The 20440-nt window shown below is 68.7% G+C and carries 16 protein-coding genes; 10 read left to right on the top strand and 6 right to left on the bottom strand.

All coding sequences use genetic code 11. From position 1 onward, the window contains the following. Nucleotide 1: 1 nt before the first annotated feature. From dxr to PWF70_RS14280, 5 genes are all read left to right on the top strand, one after another. Nucleotides 2–1174 (top strand): 1-deoxy-D-xylulose-5-phosphate reductoisomerase, encoded by a 1173-nt coding sequence (gene dxr, locus PWF70_RS14300; RefSeq protein WP_035754162.1) that lies wholly within the window; start codon nucleotides 2–4, stop codon nucleotides 1172–1174. A 34-nt stretch (nucleotides 1175–1208) separates the two neighbouring features. Continuing rightward, entirely contained in the window at nucleotides 1209–2435 is a 1227-nt protein-coding gene (locus PWF70_RS14295; protein ID WP_035754101.1) for a M50 family metallopeptidase, read from the top strand. 65 nt (nucleotides 2436–2500) lie between these two features. Further along, a complete protein-coding gene (gene ispG, locus PWF70_RS14290) occupies nucleotides 2501–3688 on the top strand; it encodes a flavodoxin-dependent (E)-4-hydroxy-3-methylbut-2-enyl-diphosphate synthase (RefSeq protein ID WP_006359280.1) in 1188 nt (395 codons plus the stop codon). A gap of 62 nt (nucleotides 3689–3750) precedes the next feature. After that, nucleotides 3751–4587, top strand: a complete 837-nt coding sequence (locus PWF70_RS14285) for a GNAT family N-acetyltransferase (protein WP_035754163.1) — start codon at nucleotides 3751–3753, stop codon at nucleotides 4585–4587. A gap of 82 nt (nucleotides 4588–4669) precedes the next feature. Then, nucleotides 4670–6508 carry a penicillin-binding transpeptidase domain-containing protein gene (locus PWF70_RS14280; RefSeq protein WP_042375889.1) on the top strand — a complete coding sequence of 613 codons (1839 nt, stop codon included), beginning with the start codon at nucleotides 4670–4672 and terminating at the stop codon, nucleotides 6506–6508. Here PWF70_RS14280 and PWF70_RS14275 read toward each other — a convergent pair. The 3 genes from PWF70_RS14275 to PWF70_RS14265 are packed head-to-tail and all read right to left on the bottom strand — an operon-like array spanning nucleotide 6505 to nucleotide 9373. After that, nucleotides 6505–7296, bottom strand: coding sequence for a heme ABC transporter ATP-binding protein (locus tag PWF70_RS14275; protein WP_006359283.1), 792 nt, complete (start codon nucleotides 7294–7296; stop codon nucleotides 6505–6507). The genes PWF70_RS14280 and PWF70_RS14275 overlap by 4 nt on opposite strands. After that, nucleotides 7293–8399, bottom strand: a complete 1107-nt coding sequence (locus PWF70_RS14270; protein WP_006359284.1) for a FecCD family ABC transporter permease — start codon at nucleotides 8397–8399, stop codon at nucleotides 7293–7295. The genes PWF70_RS14275 and PWF70_RS14270 overlap by 4 nt, the downstream gene beginning before the upstream one ends. Beyond that, on the bottom strand, nucleotides 8396–9373 hold the full coding sequence (locus PWF70_RS14265; protein ID WP_042375910.1) for a heme/hemin ABC transporter substrate-binding protein: 978 nt from the start codon (nucleotides 9371–9373) through the stop codon (nucleotides 8396–8398). The genes PWF70_RS14270 and PWF70_RS14265 overlap by 4 nt, the downstream gene beginning before the upstream one ends. A 174-nt stretch (nucleotides 9374–9547) precedes the next feature. On the opposite strand from PWF70_RS14265, the gene map reads away from it, so the two are divergent. Further along, nucleotides 9548–10411, top strand: a complete 864-nt coding sequence (gene map / locus PWF70_RS14260) for a type I methionyl aminopeptidase (protein WP_286352648.1) — start codon at nucleotides 9548–9550, stop codon at nucleotides 10409–10411. 61 nt (nucleotides 10412–10472) lie between these two features. Beyond that, nucleotides 10473–11564: an IS630 family transposase gene (locus PWF70_RS14255; protein WP_006356718.1), complete on the top strand. Its 1092-nt coding sequence runs from the start codon at nucleotides 10473–10475 to the stop codon at nucleotides 11562–11564. On the opposite strand, the gene PWF70_RS14250 is transcribed toward PWF70_RS14255, so the two are convergent. Continuing rightward, nucleotides 11561–13750 carry a protein kinase domain-containing protein gene (locus PWF70_RS14250; RefSeq protein ID WP_286352647.1) on the bottom strand — a complete coding sequence of 730 codons (2190 nt, stop codon included), beginning with the start codon at nucleotides 13748–13750 and terminating at the stop codon, nucleotides 11561–11563. The genes PWF70_RS14255 and PWF70_RS14250 overlap by 4 nt on opposite strands. 140 nt (nucleotides 13751–13890) lie before the next feature. On the opposite strand from PWF70_RS14250, the gene PWF70_RS14245 reads away from it, so the two are divergent. Then, complete coding sequence (locus PWF70_RS14245) at nucleotides 13891–15468, top strand: cobyric acid synthase (RefSeq protein WP_419773390.1); 1578 nt, start codon at nucleotides 13891–13893, stop codon at nucleotides 15466–15468. Nucleotides 15469–15481: 13 nt separating this feature from the next. After that, a complete protein-coding gene (locus tag PWF70_RS14240; RefSeq protein WP_006359290.1) occupies nucleotides 15482–16285 on the top strand; it encodes an alpha/beta fold hydrolase in 804 nt (267 codons plus the stop codon). A gap of 7 nt (nucleotides 16286–16292) precedes the next feature. Here the strand turns inward: PWF70_RS14240 and mtr are convergent, their stop codons facing one another. Both mtr and PWF70_RS14230 read right to left on the bottom strand, forming a co-directional pair. Next, nucleotides 16293–17690, bottom strand: a complete 1398-nt coding sequence (gene mtr, locus PWF70_RS14235) for a mycothione reductase (RefSeq protein ID WP_006359291.1) — start codon at nucleotides 17688–17690, stop codon at nucleotides 16293–16295. Then, nucleotides 17687–18748 (bottom strand): alpha/beta hydrolase, encoded by a 1062-nt coding sequence (locus PWF70_RS14230; protein ID WP_006359292.1) that lies wholly within the window; start codon nucleotides 18746–18748, stop codon nucleotides 17687–17689. Before PWF70_RS14230 ends, mtr begins: the two co-directional genes overlap by 4 nt. 152 nt (nucleotides 18749–18900) lie before the next feature. Here PWF70_RS14230 and mqo point away from each other — a divergent pair, with 152 nt between their 5' ends. Beyond that, the gene (mqo, locus tag PWF70_RS14225; protein ID WP_040004202.1) at nucleotides 18901–20427 is read left to right on the top strand and encodes a malate dehydrogenase (quinone); all 1527 of its coding nucleotides are present in this window, start codon (nucleotides 18901–18903) and stop codon (nucleotides 20425–20427) included. Nucleotides 20428–20440 lie beyond the last annotated feature (13 nt).

Here is a 20440-nt window from a genome sequence, read left to right as displayed (position 1 = left end):
CGTGCCCACACGTGTCTTGATCCTCGGTTCGACCGGCTCCATCGGCGTTCAGGCGCTCGAGGTGATCGCCGAACATCCCGACCGCTTCGAGGTCGCCGGTCTCGGCGCGGGTGGCGGGAACCTCGACCGGCTGGCCGATCAGGCCGCGGCCTTCGGGGTCCCCGCATCTCGGCTGGCCGTCGCCGACGAGGCTCGCGCCGCCGAGCTCGCCGAACGACTCGGAGCGCCGGTTCTCGGTGGCACCGAAGCCATGTGCGACCTGATCGATGCGGTCGCCGCCGACGGCGGAACCGATGTGGTGCTGAACGCCGTGGTCGGTTCGATCGGCCTGGCGCCCTCGCTCGCCGCGCTGCGGACGGGTGCGCGTCTCGCGCTCGCGAACAAGGAGTCCCTCGTCGCCGGCGGGTCGCTCGTCCTCGATGCGGCGGCTCCCGACCAGATCGTCCCCGTCGACTCCGAGCATTCGGCCATTGCCCAGTGTCTGCGCGCCGGAACCGCCGCCGAGGTGGACCGCTTGGTCCTCACCGCGTCGGGCGGACCGTTCCGCGGCTGGTCGGCCGAACAGCTCCACAACGTCACCCCCGAGCAGGCCGGGCGCCATCCCACCTGGTCGATGGGCCCGATGATCACCCTCAACTCGGCGACCCTGGTCAACAAGGCCCTCGAGGTCATCGAGGCGCACCTGCTCTTCGACGTCGACTACGACCACATCGACGTCACCGTCCATCCGCAGTCGATCGTGCACTCGATGGTGACCTTCGTCGACGGCGCGACCGTCGCCAAGGCGTCGCCGCCGTCGATGAAGCTGCCCATCGCGCTGGCACTGGGCTGGCCGGATCGTGTCCCCGGATCGTCGACCGCGTGCGACTTCTCCACCGCCTCGGCGTGGACGTTCGAGCCCGTCGACGACAAGGTCTTCCCGGCGATCGAGCTCGCCCGGGAGGCGGGACGGGGTGGCGGGAGTCTCACCGCGGTGTACAACGCCGCGAACGAGGCGGCCGCCGCGGGCTTCTTCGCAGGTACGATCCGTTTTCCGCGGATCGTCGAGATCATCGGTGAGGTGCTCGGCGAGGCGGATCAGTGGCGAGTCGAGCCAGGTACTGTGGAGGAGGTCTTCGCCGCCGATCGGTGGGCCCGGGAGCGCGCCGCACAGCTGGTCGCCGCCTCGTCGTGATCGGTGCGCATCGTGATCTGGATGGAGTGAGTACGTGAGTTTCGCGATCGGTGTCACGCTCTTCGCGGTGGCGCTGTTGCTGTCGGTCGCCTGGCATGAGTGCGGTCACATGTGGGCCGCACAGGCAACCGGCATGAAGGTCCGTCGCTACTTCGTTGGCTTCGGGCCGACGATCTGGTCGACGCGCCGCGGCGAGACCGAGTACGGACTCAAGGCGATCCCGCTCGGCGGCTTCTGCGACATCGCGGGCATGACCCCGCACGAGGAGCTCACCGCCGACGAGCAGGACCGGGCGATGTACAAGCAGAAGGCCTGGAAACGCCTCGTCGTGCTGTTCGCCGGTCCCGCGCAGAACTTCATCCTCGGCTTCGTCCTGATCATCATCGTCGGCCTCACCTTCGGGCTGCCCGATCTCAGCCCGCCGCCGACCCCGGCGAAGGTCGCCGAGACCCAGTGCGTGTCGTCGACGATCACCATCGCCGACGGCGAGCAGACCAACTCGCCCTGCACCGGCGGCGGACCTGCGGCCGCCGCGGGTCTGCGCCCGGGCGACGAGATCGTGGCCATCAACGGGACACCCGTCGGCAAGGCCGCGGACCTGACCCCGGTCATCCGTGAGTCCACGGGCCCGGTGGTCCTCACCGTCGACCGCGCCGGTGAACGCCTCGACCTGACGATGACGCCCGAGCCGGTCACCGTCACCGCCAAGCGCGCCGACGGCACCACCGAGAGCGTGTCCTACAACATGGTCGGCATCGCCTACGACGCCCCGCCGGCGATCAAGGACTTCAGCGGCCTCGACGTGATCCCGGGTGCTTTCGTCTTCACCGGCGACCTGATCAAGGAGACCTGGAACGCGCTCCTGTCGCTGCCCACCAAGATTGGTGCACTGTGGACCGCGGTGACCGGTGGCGAGCGCGCGCTCGACACCCCGGTCAGCGTCTACGGTGCCTCGGTGCTCGGCGGCCAGGCGGTCGAACGCGGCCTGTGGGACATGTTCTGGATGCTGCTGATCAGCATCAACTTCTTCCTCGGCCTGTTCAACCTGGTCCCGCTGCTGCCGCTGGACGGCGGACACATGGCGATCGTCGGCTATGAGAAGGGCCGCGACACCGTCCGTCGCTGGTTCGGCCGGGCCCCCGGCGCGGCCGTCGACTACTACAAGCTGCTCCCGATCACCTACGCCGCGGTGGTGGTGATGGCCGGCTTCATGGTGCTCACCCTCACCGCCGACATCATCAACCCGATCAATCCGTGGTGACCTCCCACAACGAATTCCCACCCGACACCCGACACACCCACACCCGAATCCCAGAGGTGAATGCGATGAACGCCCCGACTCCTGCCAACGCCGTGCCGATCGGGCTCGGCATGCCGGCCGGACCCCCGCCGGTGCTGGCCCCGCGCCGCAAGACCCGGCAGCTGTTCGTCGGCTCGGTCGGCGTCGGCAGTGACCACCCCATCTCGGTGCAGTCGATGACGACCACCAAGACCCACGACATCAACGCGACCCTGCAGCAGATCGCGGAACTCACCGCGTCGGGCTGCGACATCGTGCGCGTGGCCTGCCCGCGACCCGAGGACGCCGAGGCGCTGCCGATCATCGCGAAGAAGTCCAAGATCCCGGTCATCGCCGACATCCACTTCCAGCCGAAGTACATCTTCGCCGCGATCGACGCGGGGTGTGCGGCGGTGCGCGTGAACCCGGGCAACATCAAGGAATTCGACGGCCGCGTGAAAGAGGTCGCGAAAGCCGCCGGGGACGCGGGCATCCCGATCCGCATCGGCGTGAACGCGGGCTCCCTGGACAAGCGCATCCTGCAGAAATACGGCAAGGCGACGCCCGAGGCGCTCGTCGAGTCGGCGCTGTGGGAGGCGGGTCTGTTCGAGGAGCACGGCTTCGGGGACATCAAGATCTCGGTCAAGCACAACGACCCGGTGATCATGGTCGAGGCCTACCGCCAGCTGGCCGCCCAGTGCGACTACCCGCTGCATCTCGGCGTCACCGAGGCCGGTCCGGCGTTCCAGGGCACCATCAAGTCGGCCGTGGCCTTCGGTGCACTGCTGAGCGAGGGCATCGGCGACACCATCCGCGTGTCGCTGTCGGCGCCGCCGGCCGAGGAGATCAAGGTCGGCGACCAGATCCTGCAGTCGCTCAACCTGCGTCCCCGCAAGCTCGAGATCGTGTCGTGCCCGTCGTGTGGCCGTGCCCAGGTCGACGTCTACAAGCTGGCCGACGAGGTGACCGCAGGCCTCGAGGGCATGGAGGTCCCGCTGCGCGTCGCCGTCATGGGCTGCGTGGTCAACGGACCGGGTGAGGCCCGCGAGGCCGACCTCGGCGTCGCCTCCGGAAACGGCAAGGGTCAGATCTTCGTCAAGGGCGAGGTCATCAAGACCGTGCCGGAGGCGCAGATCGTGGAGACATTGATCGAAGAAGCGCTGCGGATTGCCGAGGAATCAGGGGAAACTGGAGACGGCACGCACGTCGGCCCGCCGGTGGTCACCGTCTCCTAGGGTCCGCGACCCGAACCGAACGGGCGCTGTCGCGAGTCCCCATGGGGAAGTGAGGAGCGGTGGTGCTGAAGCTACTGGGCGACAAACCGCTCGGCGCGCGTGACTCGGCAGCCGTCGAACGCGTCCTCATGTCCGACCCGGTGGCGATGTGCATGGTCGCCGCGAGGTTCGAAACCCACGGCATCAACCCGCGCCTGCTCGGCGGTGAACTCTGGACCGCGCACGATCCGTCGACGTCGCTGTGTTTCTCCGGCGCCAACCTGATCCCGCTGATCGGGTCCGCCGACGACCTCGACTACTTCTCCGATCGCGCGGTCGCCGCACCCCGCGCCTGCTCGTCGATCGTCGGCCGCGCCGACCTGGTGTTGCCGATGTGGCAGCAGATCGAGCCCGTCTGGGGTCCGGCGCGAGAGGTGCGTCCGGTCCAGCCGCTGCTGGTCCTGTCCGGGAATCCGGCGGTCCCGTCGGATCCGGCCGTGCGGCTGGTGACCCTCGACGATCTCGACGCCTACATGCCGGCCGCGGTCGACATGTTCATCGGTGAGGTCGGCGTCGACCCGACGGCCGGCGACGGCGGACGTTCGTATCGCAGACGGCTGGCGTCGCTGATCTCGGCGCAACGTGTCTTCGCGCGTTTCGACGGTCCCGATGTCGTGTTCAAGGCGGAGATCGGGTCGCTGTCCCGGCGCGTCGGCCAGATCCAGGGTGTGTGGGTGTCGCCGGACCGACGCGGTGAGGGTCTGGGCCTGGGTGGCACCGCGGCCGTCGCCGAGGCGGTCGCCGCCCACGGACGACTTCCGAGCCTGTACGTCAACAGCTTCAACGAGACCGCCCGTGCGGTGTACGACCGTATCGGGTTCACCGAGGTCGGTACCTTCGCGACCGTCCTCGTCGACTGAACGGATCTCCGGGCGACGTCACACCGTGGCCTCCCGCGTGGCTTCCCGGGATCGGCCGGTCGCGGCCCTAGACTCGACCGCGATGTGGCGCACGCGAACTCGATGGACCCCGGCGGTGATCGTCGCGGTCTGTGCTGTCGTGATCACCGCGACCGCCGCCTGCTCGTCCGCGGAGGACGACGGCCCGCGCCGGGCCGCAGAACGATTCCTCGAGGCGTACTCGCAACAGGAACTCGACGCCGCGGCCGCCCTCACCGACGTGCCGCAGACCTCCCGCTCGGCGATGGAGTCGGCGTGGTCGGGACTCGCCGCGGAAGAGCTCGAGGCGAAAGCCGGCCGGGTCCGCGTCACCGGTGACACCGCCGAGGTGCAGGTCGACTACACCTGGGCGCTGCCGCGCGGTCGTGACTGGTCGTACGACGCGACGCTGCGCCTGGGCCGATCCGACTCCGGCTGGGCGGTGCGCTGGGCGTCGACCGCGGTCCATCCGAAACTCGGCGCCGACCAACGACTCTCGCTGCAGATCATCGAGGCGCCCCGGGCGACGGTGAACGAGGCCGACGGTTCGGAGGTCATGGTCAACGGCACTGTCGTCGGCGTGAACTTCGACCCGGAGAAGGCCACCGAACTGGGGGCCTCGGTCGCGTCCTCGGTCACGAGCGCGGTCGCCGTGCTGCGTCGGTTCAACCGCGACCTCGACGAGCAGCTGATCACCGAACAGGTCACCTCGAACGGTCAGCAGTATCCACTGGCCCGCCTCACCCACGCCCAGTTCGACCGGCTGCGCGACCAGCTCGCGATCCCCGGCGTCGTCACCAACGAACAGGCCGAGCTGGTCCCCAAGGACCCGAAGTTCGCGCCGGCGCTGCTGACCGAGGTCAAGAAGGTCGTCGACGGCGAGGTCGCCGGACGTGCCGGCTGGCGGGTGGTCTCGGTGAACCCCAACGGACTCGACGCCGACGTGCTGGCCGACCACGACGCCGACCCGTCGCCCGCCGTGTCGCTCAGCCTGTCGCGGACCGTGCAGAACGCCGCTCAGCGAGCGGTCAACGCCGCCAACAGATTTCAGGTCGCGATGGTCGTCGTGCAGCCGTCCACCGGCCGAATCCTCGCCGTCGCACAGAACCCCAATGCCGACCGGCAGGGTCCGATCGCGACGACCGGCCTGTACCCGCCCGGTTCGACCTTCAAGATGGTCACCGCGGCTGCCGCCATCAACCGCAAGATGGCCGGACCCGACACCACCGTCGGCTGCCCGGGGGAGATCCAGATCGGTCCGCGCCTGATCCCGAACTACAACGGCTTCTCGCTCGGCACGGTGTCGATGCTGCAGGCGTTCGCCGCGTCCTGCAACACCACGTTCGCCAAGCTCGCCAGCCAGATGGGTCCGTCGGACCTCGCCCACGCCGCCGCGGCGATGGGGATCGGTCAGCGGTACTCGATCGCCGGCCTCGACGCGGTGTCCGGGTCGGTGCCCATCGAGAACGAACTGGTCGCACGCAGCGAGGACGGCTTCGGCCAGGGCAAGGTGCTGGTGTCACCCCTCGGCCTGGCGCTCGTCGCCGCAACCGTCGCCAACGGTTCCAAAGCCCCGGTGCCGCAACTGATCCTGGACAAGCCCACCGAAATCGAGGGGCCGACCCCGACGATGCCGCCGGAGGTCTACCAGCAACTGCGGCCGATGATGCGCGCGGTCATCACCAGCGGTACCGCGTCGGTCATCGACGGTCGTGGAGCGGTGTTCGGCAAGACCGGTGAGGCCGAATTCGCCGGCGGATCTCACGCCTGGTTCGCCGGCTACCGCGGCGACATCGCCTTCGCGACGCTCGTCGTCCGCGGTGGCGACTCGAACAACGCGGTCGCCGTCACCCGCGACTTCTTCGACGGGCTGGGCCCGGGGTACGCGATCCGTACGCCCTAGCTGCGTTCGGGCAGGATCACCCGCCGCCCGCCGTGGTCGATGACCTCGACCGGATGGTCGTAGGTGCGGCTCAGCAGTTCGGCCGTCATCACCTCGTCGGTGGAACCGATGGCGAGCAGCTCACCGTGTTTCATCACCGCGATGCGGTCGGCGTAAGCCGCGGCGAGGGTCAGGTCGTGCACGACGAGCAGCACGGCGTTTCCGGCATCGCGGTGGATGCGCAGGATCTCGAGGACCTGTTCCTGGTGGTGGATGTCGAGGGCGGCGGTCGGCTCGTCGAGCATCATCACCGGGGTGTCCTGGGCCAGCGCCCGCGCCAGCGACACCCGGGCCTGCTGTCCGCCGGACAGCTGGGCGAAGGGGCGGTCGACGATGTCGGAGAGTTCGCACAGGTCGACGGCGTCGGCGATGACCGCGGGGGAGTCGGCGGCCCGCGGGGTCCGCAACCAGGGATAGCGGCCCATGGCGACGACCTCGGCAACGGTGAACGGGGTGTCCACGCGGTTCTGCTGGGTGACCACGCTGCGGTGTCGTGCGAGCTCGCGGAGCGAGGTGGTCGACACGTCCCGTCCGTCGATGGTCACGCGACCGCTCTTCGGGGGACGCGTGCCCGACAACACCGACAGCAGCGTCGATTTGCCGCATCCGTTGGGGCCGACCAGCGCGACGAGTTCGCCGGCATGGACCTCCAGGGACACACCGCGGACGACCTCACGGCCGCCGAGCTCGACCCGGACGCTCTCGGCGGCGATGCCCGGCGTACCCGGGGGTTGCACGACGGCGGTCACCAGCCCGCTCCCGCACGACGGCTGCGGCGCAGCAGGATGAAGAAGACCGGCCCGCCGATCAGTGCGGTGAACATGCCGAGGGGGAGGTCGGCGTCGCCGAGTATCGTGCGGGCCGCGAGGTCGGCGCCGGTGATGACCAGCGCGCCACCGATCACGCTGGTGGGCAGCAGGATCGAGTGTTTGGGGCCGACGATGAGTCGCATCACGTGCGGGACCACGAGGCCGACGAAGGCGATGATCCCGGCGAAGGCGACGGCCGCGGCGGTGAGGATCGCGGTCAGCACGATCGCCTGACGTCGAACCGATTCCACGTTGACGCCGAGCGACGCCGCCTGGATCTCACCGAGGGCGAGCAGGTCGAGTTTGTGGACCAGCAGTACGCAGGCGGCGACGCCCACGACCACGAGTGGCGCCACCACCCAGATCTCGCTCCAGGTGCGGCCGGCCAGCGAACCGAGCTGCCAGAAGATGATCTGCTCGCGGGCGGCGGTGGAGGCGACGAAGGTCAGGAAGGCAATGACGCCCGCGGCGAACGCGTTCACCGCGATACCGGTCAGCACCAGCATGATCGCCGACGACGATCCGTCGCGCAGCGAGAGCAGGTAGACCGCGGCGGCGGTGACGAGTCCGAAGAGGAAGGCCGCGCCGGCCAGCGCCCAGTTCCCGGCGGCCCCACCGGCTCCCGCCGATCCACCCGCGAGGACGATCACCAGGCAGGCGCCGATGGCCGACCCGGAGGACACCCCGATGATGCTCGGCTCGGCGAGCGGATTGGCGAGGACGCCCTGCAGCAGGCACCCCGCGGCGCCGAGTGCGGCACCGACGAACAGTCCGAGCACGATGCGCGGGAACCGGACGTTCCAGAGCGCCCCTTCGCCGTTGGGATGTGAGGGCAGCGGCCCGATCTCGAGGTGGAAGTGGTGCGCGATGCTGCCGAGCACCTCCAACGGTGGGATCTCCACCTGACCGATCCCGGCGGAGGCGATCGCGAGCGTCGCGGTCGCGAGAAGCATCACGGCGACGACGACGGTGTTGCGCATCCGGTGCGAGCGGGCGACTGGTGCCGCGGCGTCGGTCCTGGTCTCGGCGGTCGGGATGCTCACGTGTAGATCGCCTTCGCCAGCGCCGAGAGGACGAGTCCGACATCGGGACCGAAGGCCAGGATCTTGCTCTCGTCCATCTGCACGACGCGGCGGTTGCGGCCCGCCTCGGTGTCGGCGATCCCGGGAAGCGTCAGCACCCCGTCGGGTCCGCCGACGGTGTCGGCGCCCTGGGTCATGACGATGAGGACGTCGGGGTCGGCGGTGATCATCGACTCGGCGGTGACGGCGGTGAACGCACCGGTGAGCCGGGCCGCCTCACCGGCGTCCCGGCCGCCGAGTTCGGCGATCAGATCGTCGGCGCCCGAACCGGGACCGGCGAGGAGCAGGAGATTGCGGCCGCGGATGTAGAGGAAGGCCATCGTCGGGTCGCCGGAGGGGTCGGGGACGAGATCGCGGGCCGCCTCGATCTGCGCATCGGTGCGGTCGACGAGCTTCTCACCCGCCTCGGGAACGCCGAGTGCCTTGGCGACCGACCGCATCAACGTGTCGTTGGACGCGAGGTCGCGAGTGGCGGGGAACACCACGACGGTGACCCCGGAGTCGCGGATCTGGTCCACCGCGGTCACCGGTACCGTCGACTCGCTGACCAGCAGGACCGTCGGTGCAAGGGCCAGAACGGATTCGGCGTTGAGGCTGTGCCCGCGGTTCGTCACCACCGGGAGTCCGATCGCGGACGGGAAGGCCGTCGAGGTGTCGCGGCCGACGACCCGCGAGCCCATGCCGAGAGCGAAGACGATGCTGCCGAGGGTGCCGCTGACGTCGACGGCGATGATCCGGCTGGTGTCGGTCACGGTCACCGGTCCGTAGCGAACGGAATCGACGGTGACCGGCAGTGCCGATCTCGGATCGTCGGCGACGGGTGTCACGTCGTTTCCGTCGAGGGCGGCCGTCTGCGGCCCGTTGCGAAGGTGCGCACCGGGGGAGTGCCGGTCCTGTTCGATCGGGGTGACGAAGCACGCCGAGACGGTCACCATGGTGAGGACCACCACCAGCAAGGCCCGCACCGATCTGATCGACGCGCCCACCGTCACCACCTTCGAATCGGTTTCCGACGCCCAGTGGCGTGGAAGTCTTAGGGCGAGCTTAGTTGTCGCGAGCTTGCCGTCCGCGCGCCGGTCCTCCTCGGACGGGCGGATAAAGTGGTTCGCATGCCAGTTCGCAGTGTCCTGACCCCCGGTACCCCGACGCCGATCCGGACCGTGCCCGACTCCATCGAGCGGCCGGAATACGTGTGGAAACCCACCGTGAACGAGGGCCACGAACCCTGGGTGCAGACGCCGGAGACCATCGGGAAGATGCGCCTCGCCGGCAAGATCGCCGCGAATGCGCTCGCCGAGGCCGGCAAGGCCGTCGCACCCGGCGTGACGACCGATGAACTGGACCGGATCGCGCACGAGTACATGGTCGACCACGGCGCCTACCCGTCGACGCTGGGTTACAAGGACTTCCCCAAGTCCTGCTGCACCTCGCTCAACGAGGTGATCTGTCACGGCATCCCGGACTCGACCGTCATCGCCGACGGCGACATCGTCAACATCGATGTCACCGCCTACATCGACGGCGTGCACGGCGACACCAACGCGACCTTCCTCGCCGGGGACGTCGAGCAGGAGGTCGTCGACCTCGTCGAGCGCACCCGTACCGCCACCGAGCGGGCGATCAAGGCGGTCAAGCCGGGACGCGAACTCAACGTCGTCGGTCGCGTCATCGAGGCGTACGCGAATCGCTTCGGCTACAGCGTCGTCCGCGACTTCACCGGGCACGGCATCGGCGAGACCTTTCACAACGGGCTCGTGGTGCTGCACTACGACGAGCCCAACGTCGACACCGTCCTCGAACCCGGCATGGTGTTCACCATCGAGCCGATGATCAACCTCGGCGGCCTCGCCTGGGAGATGTGGGACGACGGCTGGACCGTGGTGACCGCCGACCGGAAGTGGACCGCGCAGTTCGAACACACCCTCGTGGTCACCGAGGACGGCGCAGAGATCCTGACCCTGCCGGACGCCTGATCGGCATTCCCCTGACTAGTGTCCTGAGTCATTAATTGTCGTTCGGTTGTTAGGCTAGGGAATGGCAACCCGGGGTCCGCGAGCAGTGGATATCGTTCTGACCGATGACGAGCGCCGTGAGCTCGAAGGGTGGGCGCGTCGACGAACGACAGCCTCGGGTTTGGCGATGCGATCACGAATCGTTCTCGCCGCCGCCGAGGGTGGTTCTAATACCGAAGTGGCACAACGACTCGGACTCAATCGAAGTACCGTGCGGCGGTGGCGAGGCCGGTTCGTCGAGCAACGCTGTGATGGGTTGCTCGACGAACCCAGGCCCGGTCGACCACGAACCGTCGACGACGAGCAGATCAAAGACTTGATCACCGCAACTCTCGAGACCACTCCGAAGAATGCGACACACTGGTCGACCCGGTCGATGGCTGAGCATCTCGACATGTCGCAGTCAACGGTGTCGCGTGTCTGGCGAGCGTTCGGATTGGCTCCGCACAAACAGGATTCGTGGAAGCTGTCGAAGGATCCTCTGTTTACCGAGAAGGTCCGCGACGTCGTCGGGCTCTACATGAACCCACCCGAACGTGCCTTGGTGCTCTGCGTTGACGAGAAAACCCAAATTCAAGCGCTCGATCGCACCCAGCCGATCTTTCCCATGCTCCCGGGCACCCCGCAACGGGCCAGCCACGACTACGTGCGCAACGGCACCTCCAGCCTGTACGCGGCGTTGGACATAGCGTCGGGAAAAGTCATCGGCTCGCTTCACTCACGCCATCGCGCAACAGAATTCATCGGATTCCTACGCAAGATCGACGCCGAGGTGCCCGACGAGCTCGACGTCCACCTGGTCATGGACAACGCCTCTACCCACAAGACACCCGCAGTGAAGCGATGGCTGACCTCGCACCCACGGTTTGTTGTCCACTTCACCCCGACCAGCTCATCCTGGATGAACCTCGTTGAACGCTGGTTCGCTGAACTGACCACCAAGAAGCTCCAACGTTCCACCCACCGCACCGTAAGAGCGCTCAACGCCGACATCAGAGCGTGGATCGACACCTGGAACGACAACCCCCGCCCCTACGTGTGGGTGAAGACCGCTGATCAAATCCTCGACTCCATCGCCCACTACTGCACACGAATTAATGACTCAGGACACTAGGCCGGGAAGCGCACGGGCTGCGGCTCGTTGCTGGTCGTCGTGGTCCCGTTGCCGAGCTGTCCCTTGCCGTTGAGTCCCCAGCAGTACATCTCGGCGCCCGCGACCGCGCAGACGTTGGCCGAGCCGGTGGTCACCTGGGTGACGCCCGACAGCCCGTTGATCCGGCTCGGGGCGTGGTCGGGGAGCGTGCTCCGCGAACCCCAGCAGTAGGCGGAACCGCTCGCCGCGGCGCAGGCGGCGTAACCCGCGGTGGAGACCTGTGTCGCGCCCCGCACATCGATCGGGGTCGGTCGCTGTCGGCTGACCTCGGTGCCGTCGCCGAGTTGACCGGAACCGTTCTCGCCCCAGCAGAACACGGTCCCCGAGCCGCCGGAACCGCTCGCCACCGCGCACGTCGAATAGAGACTCGTGCTGATCGAGGAGGGGGAGTCCAGGTCGAGCCTGGTCGGGGTGGGCCGGTTGGTGGTGGTGCCATCGCCGACCTGCCCGTCGGCGTTGTTGCCCCAGCAGTAGGCGGAGCCTGCGGCGATGGCACAGGTCGTCGTGTGCGAGGTCGAGACCGCCGTGACATCGGACAGACCCGAGACCCGCGTCGGGGTGGGGATGGTGGGGTCGGTGCCCGCACCGGTCTGCCCGTTGAGATTGTTGCCCCAGCAGTAGAGGTCGCCGGAGCTGATCGCGCAGGTGGTGAGGCCGACGGCCACCGCTCTCACGTCGGTCAGGCCGGACACCTTGGTCGGCAGCGTGACGTTCTGGCCGGTCGGCCCGGCACCCTGGCCCCAGCAGTAGAGGTCGCCCGAGGCGATCGCGCAGGTTCTACCGAGGCCGCCCATGCCGACCGCCGACACGTCCTCGAGACCGGACACCTTCTCCGGGCGCGCCCGGTCCGTCGTCGAACCGTCGCCGAGGGTGCCGTACAGGTTTCCGCCCCAGCAGAACAGCTCGCCGCCACGCACCGCGCAGGTGCTGTCGCCGCTCGAGGCGATGGACTCGAAGTCGCCCGAACCCGTTGTGGCACCGCTCGATCCGGCGGACGAACGCGTCGATGTCGAGGCCCCGGAAGCCGGGGTCGCCGGGGCGTCGTCGGAGCCGACCAGGACGATCGCGGTGATCACGAGCGCGAGGACGAGGACGAGGACACCTGCGCCGACACCCACGAAGAGCCCGGTTCGCTTTTTCGGCGGTGGCGGGGTGAAGCCGCCGGCGAAGACCGGGGCCGGGGTGTGTGGCCGGTGCGGGTGGTAGCCCGGTGGCGGGAGCGGGGGGCGCTGCCGGGTAGGCGGGTGTTGCCGAGCCGGAGGGTGATGGCCGACGCGTGGCGGAAACGCCGGGGCCGGCGTGGTGGGCGCCGCACGACGCGGGCCCGCGGCCACCGCCTGCTCGAGTGCCCGCGCGAAGTCCGTGCACGAGGCGAACCGGTCGCCGGGCTGCTTGGCCAGCGCCCGGGCGAAGACCGGATCGAGATGCGCCAGAGCCGGATCGTGGTCCGACGGCCGGGGCACGGGGGAGTTCACGTGACCCGAGATGAGTGCCATCGGCGTCGTGCCCGGGAACGGCTGACGGCCGGTGAGCAGCTGGAAGACGGTGCAGGCCAGGGCGTACTGGTCCGAGGCGGGGATCGCGGCCTCGCCGGTGAGCAGCTCGGGGGCGGCGTAGGCCAGGGTGCCGACGAACAGGTTGGTCGCGGTCATCTTGTTGCCGTCGACCAGTCGGGCGATACCGAAGTCGAGAACCGTGACGCGGGTGATGCGGCCGTCCGGTCCGCGGGCGACGACGATGTTCGCCGGCTTGATGTCGCGGTGGATGACCCGCTGACCATGCGCGTAGTCGAGAGCGTCGGCGACGCGACCGGCGATGGTGACGACCTCGTCGACGGGCATCGGGCCGGCGCCGGTGAGGTCTTTGCCGTCGAGGTAGGTCATCGAGAACCACGGGCTGCCGTGCTCGACGCCGTGGGTGAAGACGGTGACGATGCCGGGGTGATCGAGGGCTGCCGCTGTCCGGGCCTCGTTGCGGAACCGCTCGTGGAAGCTGGGGTCCGCAGGATTCGGCGAGATGATCTTCAGGGCCTCGCGACGGCCCAGTGTCGGGTGTTCGACGAGCCAGACCTGGCCCATCCCGCCGCGCCCGAGCAGGGAGACCACGCGATACCCGGCGAACACCGATCCGGGTTCCACGATCTCCACGCCCGACGACCCCCTGTCCCGACCTGCTCGCACAGGCCCTCCCGACCACGCCCTCGCAGGCGTTGCCGTCACTGTAACCAGCCGGAGCGGCCGGCGAGGCAAGTGGTGCGTCGTGTGAACGACCCCACCACTACGCTGTCGTGGTGGCCGATCTCGGTGGTGCGTTGCTCGTGGGCGGGACCAGTAGTGACGCCGGTAAGAGTCTCCTCGTCGCAGGTCTCTGTCGTGCTCTCGCGCGCGACGGCGTCCGGGTCGCGCCGTTCAAGGCGCAGAACATGTCCAACAACTCGGTGGTGACGCTCGACGGCGGTGAGATCGGCCGCGCCCAGGCCCTGCAGGCCTTCGCCTGCGGGCTCGAACCCTCGACGCGGTTCAATCCTGTTCTGCTGAAACCCGGCAGCGACCGGCGCTCCCATGTCGTGCTGCGAGGGCGCCCGGCCGGGGACGTCGGTGCCTGGGACTACATGGCCTGGCGGTCCCGGCTGAGGGAGGTCGTCACCGAGGAGCTCGCCGCGCTCCGCCGCGACTTCGACGTCGTGCTCTGTGAGGGAGCGGGTTCGGTCGCCGAGATCAACCTCCGCCGCAACGACATCGCCAACATGGGGCTCGCGCAGGCCGCACGGCTCCCGGTGCTGCTGGTCACCGACATCGACCGCGGTGGCTCGTTGGCCTCGCTGTTCGGCACCACCGCGATCCTCGAACCCGCAGACCAGGCGCTGATCGCGGGCTACGTCGTCAACAAGTTCCGGGGCGACCCGAGCATCCTCGAACCCGGGCTCCGGCAGGTCGAGGAGATCACCGGCCGCCCGACCCTCGGTGTCCTGCCGTTCGCCGACGACCTGTGGCTCGACGCCGAGGACTCGCTGGCCGCCCCCGTCGGTCGGCGGGTCGGGCCGCCGCTGGGCGCGGCCGGCTCGTGCGTCCGACTCCGCGTCGCCGCGATCCGGTTGCCCCGCATCTCCAATTCCACCGACGTCGAGGCGCTCGCCTGCGAACCGGGGGTCGACGTGACCTGGGTCGACGACCCGGGGAGCGTCGCCGCCGCCGACCTGGTGGTGATCCCGGGGACCCGTGCCACGGTCGCCGACCTCGCCTGGATGCGGGACCGCGGGCTCGCCGAGGCGGTCACCGCCCGCGCGGCCCGCGGTGCCCCCGTGGTCGCGATCTGCGGTGGTTTCCAGATGCTCGCCCGGACCATCGACGACACGATCGAATCCGGGCGCGGCCGCGTCGACGGCCTCGGCGTCTTCGACCTCGACATCTCCTTCGCCACCGACAAGACACTGCGCCAGGTCAGCGGTACCGGTCGTGGCGAGCGCATCGGCGGCTACGAGATCCACCACGGACGGGTCGTCGGGTCACGGGAGGACACCTGGATCGTCGACGACGTCGCCGGACCCGAAGGCGCGGTGCGCGGTGCGGTCCGTGGGACGCACTGGCACGGACTGCTGGCCAACGACGCCTTCCGGCGTCGTCTGCTCACCGAGGTGGCCGCCGAGGCCGGTGTGCGGGACTTCCGGGTCGCCGGCGACACCGCGGTGGAGGCGATCCGCCGCCGGCAGGTCGACACGATGGCCGACCTGGTCGCCGAGCACCTCGACATGGACGCGGTGATGCATCTCATCGCGACCGGGCCGCCCGCCTCCGCGCCGGTCATCCGCCACCACCTGGACCCCGACGCCGGTTCGGCGCAGACGCTATCGTGGCCCAATGACTGAAGATCAGCGTCAGGTGACCGTCAACGGCCTCACCTTCGACGTCCGGATCGGGGGACCGGAACGGGGCCCGTGGGTCCTGCTGCTTCACGGATTCCCGGTGGACGGATCCTGCTACGACGCGGTGCTCCCGCGACTCCACGAATCGGGCCTGCGGACGTTGGTCCTGAACCAGCGCGGCTACAGCCCCGGCGCACGACCCGAGGCCGTCGAGGACTATCACCTCAGCCACCTGGTGTCGGATGTGATCGCCGTGCTCGACGAACTGAAGGTCGGGTACGCGATCCTCGTCGGGCACGACTGGGGCGGCATCGTCGCGTGGCATCTCGCGGGCAAGTACCCCGACCGGTTCACCGGTCTGGTGGTCGCCAGCACCGGCCACCCGTCGGCGATGCGGGATGCACTCGCGGCGAGCGATCAGCGCGAACGATCGTCCTACATCCTCGATTTCGTCGCCGACGGCGCCGAGGAGACACTCCTCGCCGACGACGGCGCCAAGCTGCGCGCGGCCGGGGTCACCGCCGAGGAGCTCGCCCCGCTGCGCGAACCGGGCGCCCTGCGGGCTGCATTGAACTGGTACCGGGCCAACTTCGTCGGCGACATCAAGGGCACCATGGCGTGCCCGCCGGTGGAGATCCCGACGACGCTCGTCTGGAGCGACGCCGACGCCGCGCTCGGCCGTGAGCAGGCGCAGGGCAGCGGCCGGTACGCCTACTCCGACTTCCGGTTCTGCGAACTGGCCGGCGTCGACCACTGGATTCCGCAGAACGCTCCCGCCGAACTGGCCAGCGAGATCGCCCTGCGGTCGACGGTGTTCTAGATCGCCACTAGATCTCCAGACCCAACAGCGCGTTCTCGAGCACCTCGGGCATCGCCGGGTGGATCCAGTACTGCCCCTTGGCGACCTCGAGGGCGGTCTGGCCGAACGACATCGCCTGGATGACCGGCTGGATGACGGTCGGGGCCTGCGGGCCGATGATGTGCGTGCCGAGGATCTTGCCGGTGCCGCGTTCGGCGATCACCTTGCAGAAACCGGTGGTGTCCTCCATCGCCCAGCCGTAGGCGACGTCACCGTAGGCCTGGACCTTGACCGTGATGTCGTATCCGGCGTCGCGGGCCTCGTCTTCGGTCAGCCCCACCGAGGCGATCTGCGGGTGTGTGAAGACGGCCGCCGGGACGAACCGGTGGTCGAACTCGACGAGATCGTCTGCATCCCAACCCTTCAGCAGGTTGGCCTGCACCACCCGCTCCTCGTGGTTGGCGACGTGCTTGAGCTGGTACGGCGAGCTGACGTCGCCGAGCGCCCACACCCCGCGTGCGGAGGTGCGGCCGTGGATGTCGCAGTGCACCCGGCCCTCTTCGTCGAGTTCGATGCCGACCGAGGAGAGGTTGAGGCGGTCGCCGTTGGGCTTCCGGCCGGTGGCGACGAGCAGGACGTCGGCCTCCAGGTGCGTCCCGTCGTCGAACTGCAGGCGGACACCGCCGTCGGGCAGGTCCTCCGCACCGGTGATGGCGGTGTCGAGGTGGACGTCCCACTTCTCCTCGGCGACCTGGGTGAAACGGTTGGAGATGTCGGCATCCTGCTTGCGCAGCAGGGCGGGGCCGCGGGCGATGATCGACACCTTGGAGCCGAGAGCGCCGAAGACGTGCGCGAATTCGGCTGCGATGTAACCGCTTCCGACGATGGCGAGCCGCTCGGGCAGTTCCGGCAGACGCATCACGTCGTTGTTGGTGTAGTACGCCACGCCGGAATCGGCGATGACCGGCGGGATGACCGCGCGCGAACCCGCGGCCAGGACCACCTCGCGGGCGAGAACCGTTGCACCGTCGGCGGTGACGAGACGGTAGAGGCCGTCGTCGTCCCGACCGTCGAACTCGACATGGGAGCTGTAGACGGTGATGTTCTCGCACCGGTCCACGCGATACTCCTTGCCGCCCTCGGAGATCGGGTCGATGCGTCCGAAGACGCGCTCGACGATGCCGGGCCAGTCCACCGAGTCGACCTTGGCGTGCACCCCGAGACGCGCGCCCTGCGTGGCGATCTCGGCGACCTCCGCCGCGTAGACGAACATCTTTGTCGGGATGCAGCCGACGTTGAGGCAGGTGCCGCCGTACACGCCTTCCTCGAAGATGGCGATCGTCGTGTCGGCATAGCGCTCGTCGGGGATGGAGTTGCCGCTGCCGGAGCCGATGATGGCCAGGTCGACGACCTGCGTGGCGGTCATAGGGTGCTCTCTTTTCTACTGGTTTCCGAGGATTCGGTCGCGGGCCGGATGGTGCGGGCGAGCCAGTCGTCGACCTCGCGATAGGCGTGCTCACGGGCATGCGGCACGGAGAGGAACACGTCGTGGCGGGCGTCGGGGATGGGGACGGTCGACACGCGCCCGCCGAGACACCCGCTCCAGCGGGCGATCTGGCGGACGTCGAGGACGGCGTCGGCGCGATCGGTCGACGCCGAGTAGGTCTTCGCGAAATGGGTCTTGTCCGAACGCAACACGAGCGCCGGCGTGCCGACGTCGATGCCGCGGTGCAGACGTCGTTGCCCGCTCCGGACCGCGTTCAGGAACCCGAAGGTGACCGGGAAACCGCCCATCGGTTTGAGGGCGAGGTCGTAACTCCACTCGCCGTGCGCACTCTCGTGAAGACTCTCGCCGTAGGCCGAGGAGAGTTCCTGCGGGATCACGCGGGTGGGTTGCACCGCGGCCACCGCCTTGATCAGCATCGTCACCGGCAGCGTCCGCAGGACGGCGTCGCCCTGGAGATCCAGCCACGGCGAGTTGAGCAGCAGGCCGTCGACGAGCCCGTGCCGGGCCGGGTCCTGCTCGCGCAGCCGGTCGAGCCACAGCGCGGTGATCAGGCCACCCGTCGAATGCCCGGCGATGATCGTGCGGGTGTCCGCACCCACCTCCTCGGCGATCAGCTCGAGCGCGAGGCCGAGTTCCTCGTCGTATCGAGCGAGGTCCGTCGTGAAGTGGGCGGTGTGGTGGCTCTCCCGCGACCGTCCGCACTTACGCAGGTCGATCGCGTAGAACGCGTAGCCGCGGGCGGTGAAGAAATCGGCCAGCGGCTCGTGGAAGAAGTAGTCGGTGAAGCCGTGGACATAGAGCACCGCGCCGGCCACGGGCCGCGGACCGGCGATCCGCGCACCCGCCTCGGCGCGGCGGATCAGGGTCGCGGTGACGGGTGATTCCCCGTCCGGATCGTCGCCCAGCGGGATGGTGCGGAGTTGGTAGTGGTCCAGGAAGCGGTCGGGTTGCCAGCCGGTGCCTGCGGATACGCTCACAGCAGCCAGCTTAGTGACCCGTCTGCTCGGGCAGGGGACGCCGCGGAAGTGTCACGGATGCCACAGTTGAGCAGGTCGATTCTGTGACAGGACGTGCCATGCTGGACAATGGCCGATGTAGAGATCGTTGATCAGGTTGAAGTGGAGTCCAGGTGTCGAAAACGGTGATCAAGACCGACGTGGCGTTGGTGGGTGCAGGCATCATGAGTGCCACCCTGGGAGCGCTGCTCCGTCAGCTGCAGCCCGATTGGTCGATCAGCCTGTTCGAACGGCTCGACGCCGCTGCGGCGGAGAGCAGCGACCCGTGGAACAACGCGGGCACCGGGCACTCGGCGCTGTGTGAGCTCAACTACACGCCCAAGACCGCCGACGGCGACGTCGACATCACCAAGGCGCTCAACATCAACGAGCAGTTCCAGGTGTCGCGTCAGTTCTGGGCACATGCGGTCGACAAGGGCATCCTCGGCGATCCCTCGGAGTTCATCAACCCGATCCCGCACGTCGCCTTCACCCACGGCGACGCCGGCGTGAAGTACCTGCGCAAGCGCTACGACAACCTCGCAGGACAAACCCTGTTCGAGGGCATGGAGTTCATCGACGATCCGGCCGAGTTCACCAAGCGTCTCCCGCTGATGTCGGCCGGTCGCGACTTCTCCGACCCGGTCGCGCTGAACTGGTTCGACCAGGGCACCGACGTAGACTTCGGCGCGCTGACCCAGCAGCTGCTCAACTATGTCGCGCAGGGCGCCGACATCTACTTCGGTCACTCGGTGACCAACCTGTCCAAGCAGTCCGACGGCAGCTGGATCGTCAAGGTCCGCAACGGCCGCACCGGCGACGTCCTGAAAGTCCATGCGAAGTTCGTCTTCGTCGGCGCCGGCGGAGGTGCGCTGCACCTGCTGCAGAAGTCGGGCATCAAGGAGGCCAAGGGCTTCGGTGGCTTCCCGGTCTCGGGCGAGTTCTTCCGCTGCACCAACCCCGACCTCATCGGTGAGCACCAGGCCAAGGTCTACGGCCAGGCCGCCGTCGGCGCACCGCCGATGTCGGTGCCGCACCTCGACACCCGTGTGATCAACCACAAGCCGGGCCTGCTGTTCGGCCCGTACGCCGGCTGGTCGCCCAAGTTCCTCAAGTCGGGCAAGATCACCGACCTGCCCGCCTCGATCAAGCCGGGGAACCTGCTGCCGATGGTGTCGATCGCGCCGCAGGAGTTCGGTCTGCTCAAGTACCTCATCAGCGAGCTCGCCGCGAACAAGGCCGACCGCGTCAACACGCTGTCGGAGTTCGTGCCGCGTGCGCTCGGCGCCGACTGGGAGCTCATCACCGCCGGTCAGCGCGTCCAGGTCATCCGCAAGACCGGCGTCGGCGGCAAGCTCGAGTTCGGTACCGCGGTCGTGACCTCCGAGGACGGCACCATGTCCGGCCTGCTCGGTGCGTCCCCGGGTGCCTCGACCGCCGTCCCCGCGATGCTCTCGGTGCTCGAGAAGTGCTTCCCGGCCGAGTACGCCGGCTGGTCGCCGAAGCTCACCCAGATCATCCCGTCGTTCGGTCAGAAGCTCAACGGCAACCGTGACCTGTACCGACAGGTGTGGGATTGGACCAACAAGTCCCTGCGGCTGACCGGTCGCGATGCGAGCAGCGTCGAGACCGGCGCGCTCGCCCCCGCCACCGCGGGGTGATCCCGGGCGGTCA

The organism is Gordonia sp. Swx-4, assembly GCF_030316175.1.
In the GTDB taxonomy this organism is placed as follows: domain Bacteria; phylum Actinomycetota; class Actinomycetes; order Mycobacteriales; family Mycobacteriaceae; genus Gordonia; species Gordonia alkanivorans.
This window is presented reverse-complemented; position numbering and strand designations above follow the sequence as displayed.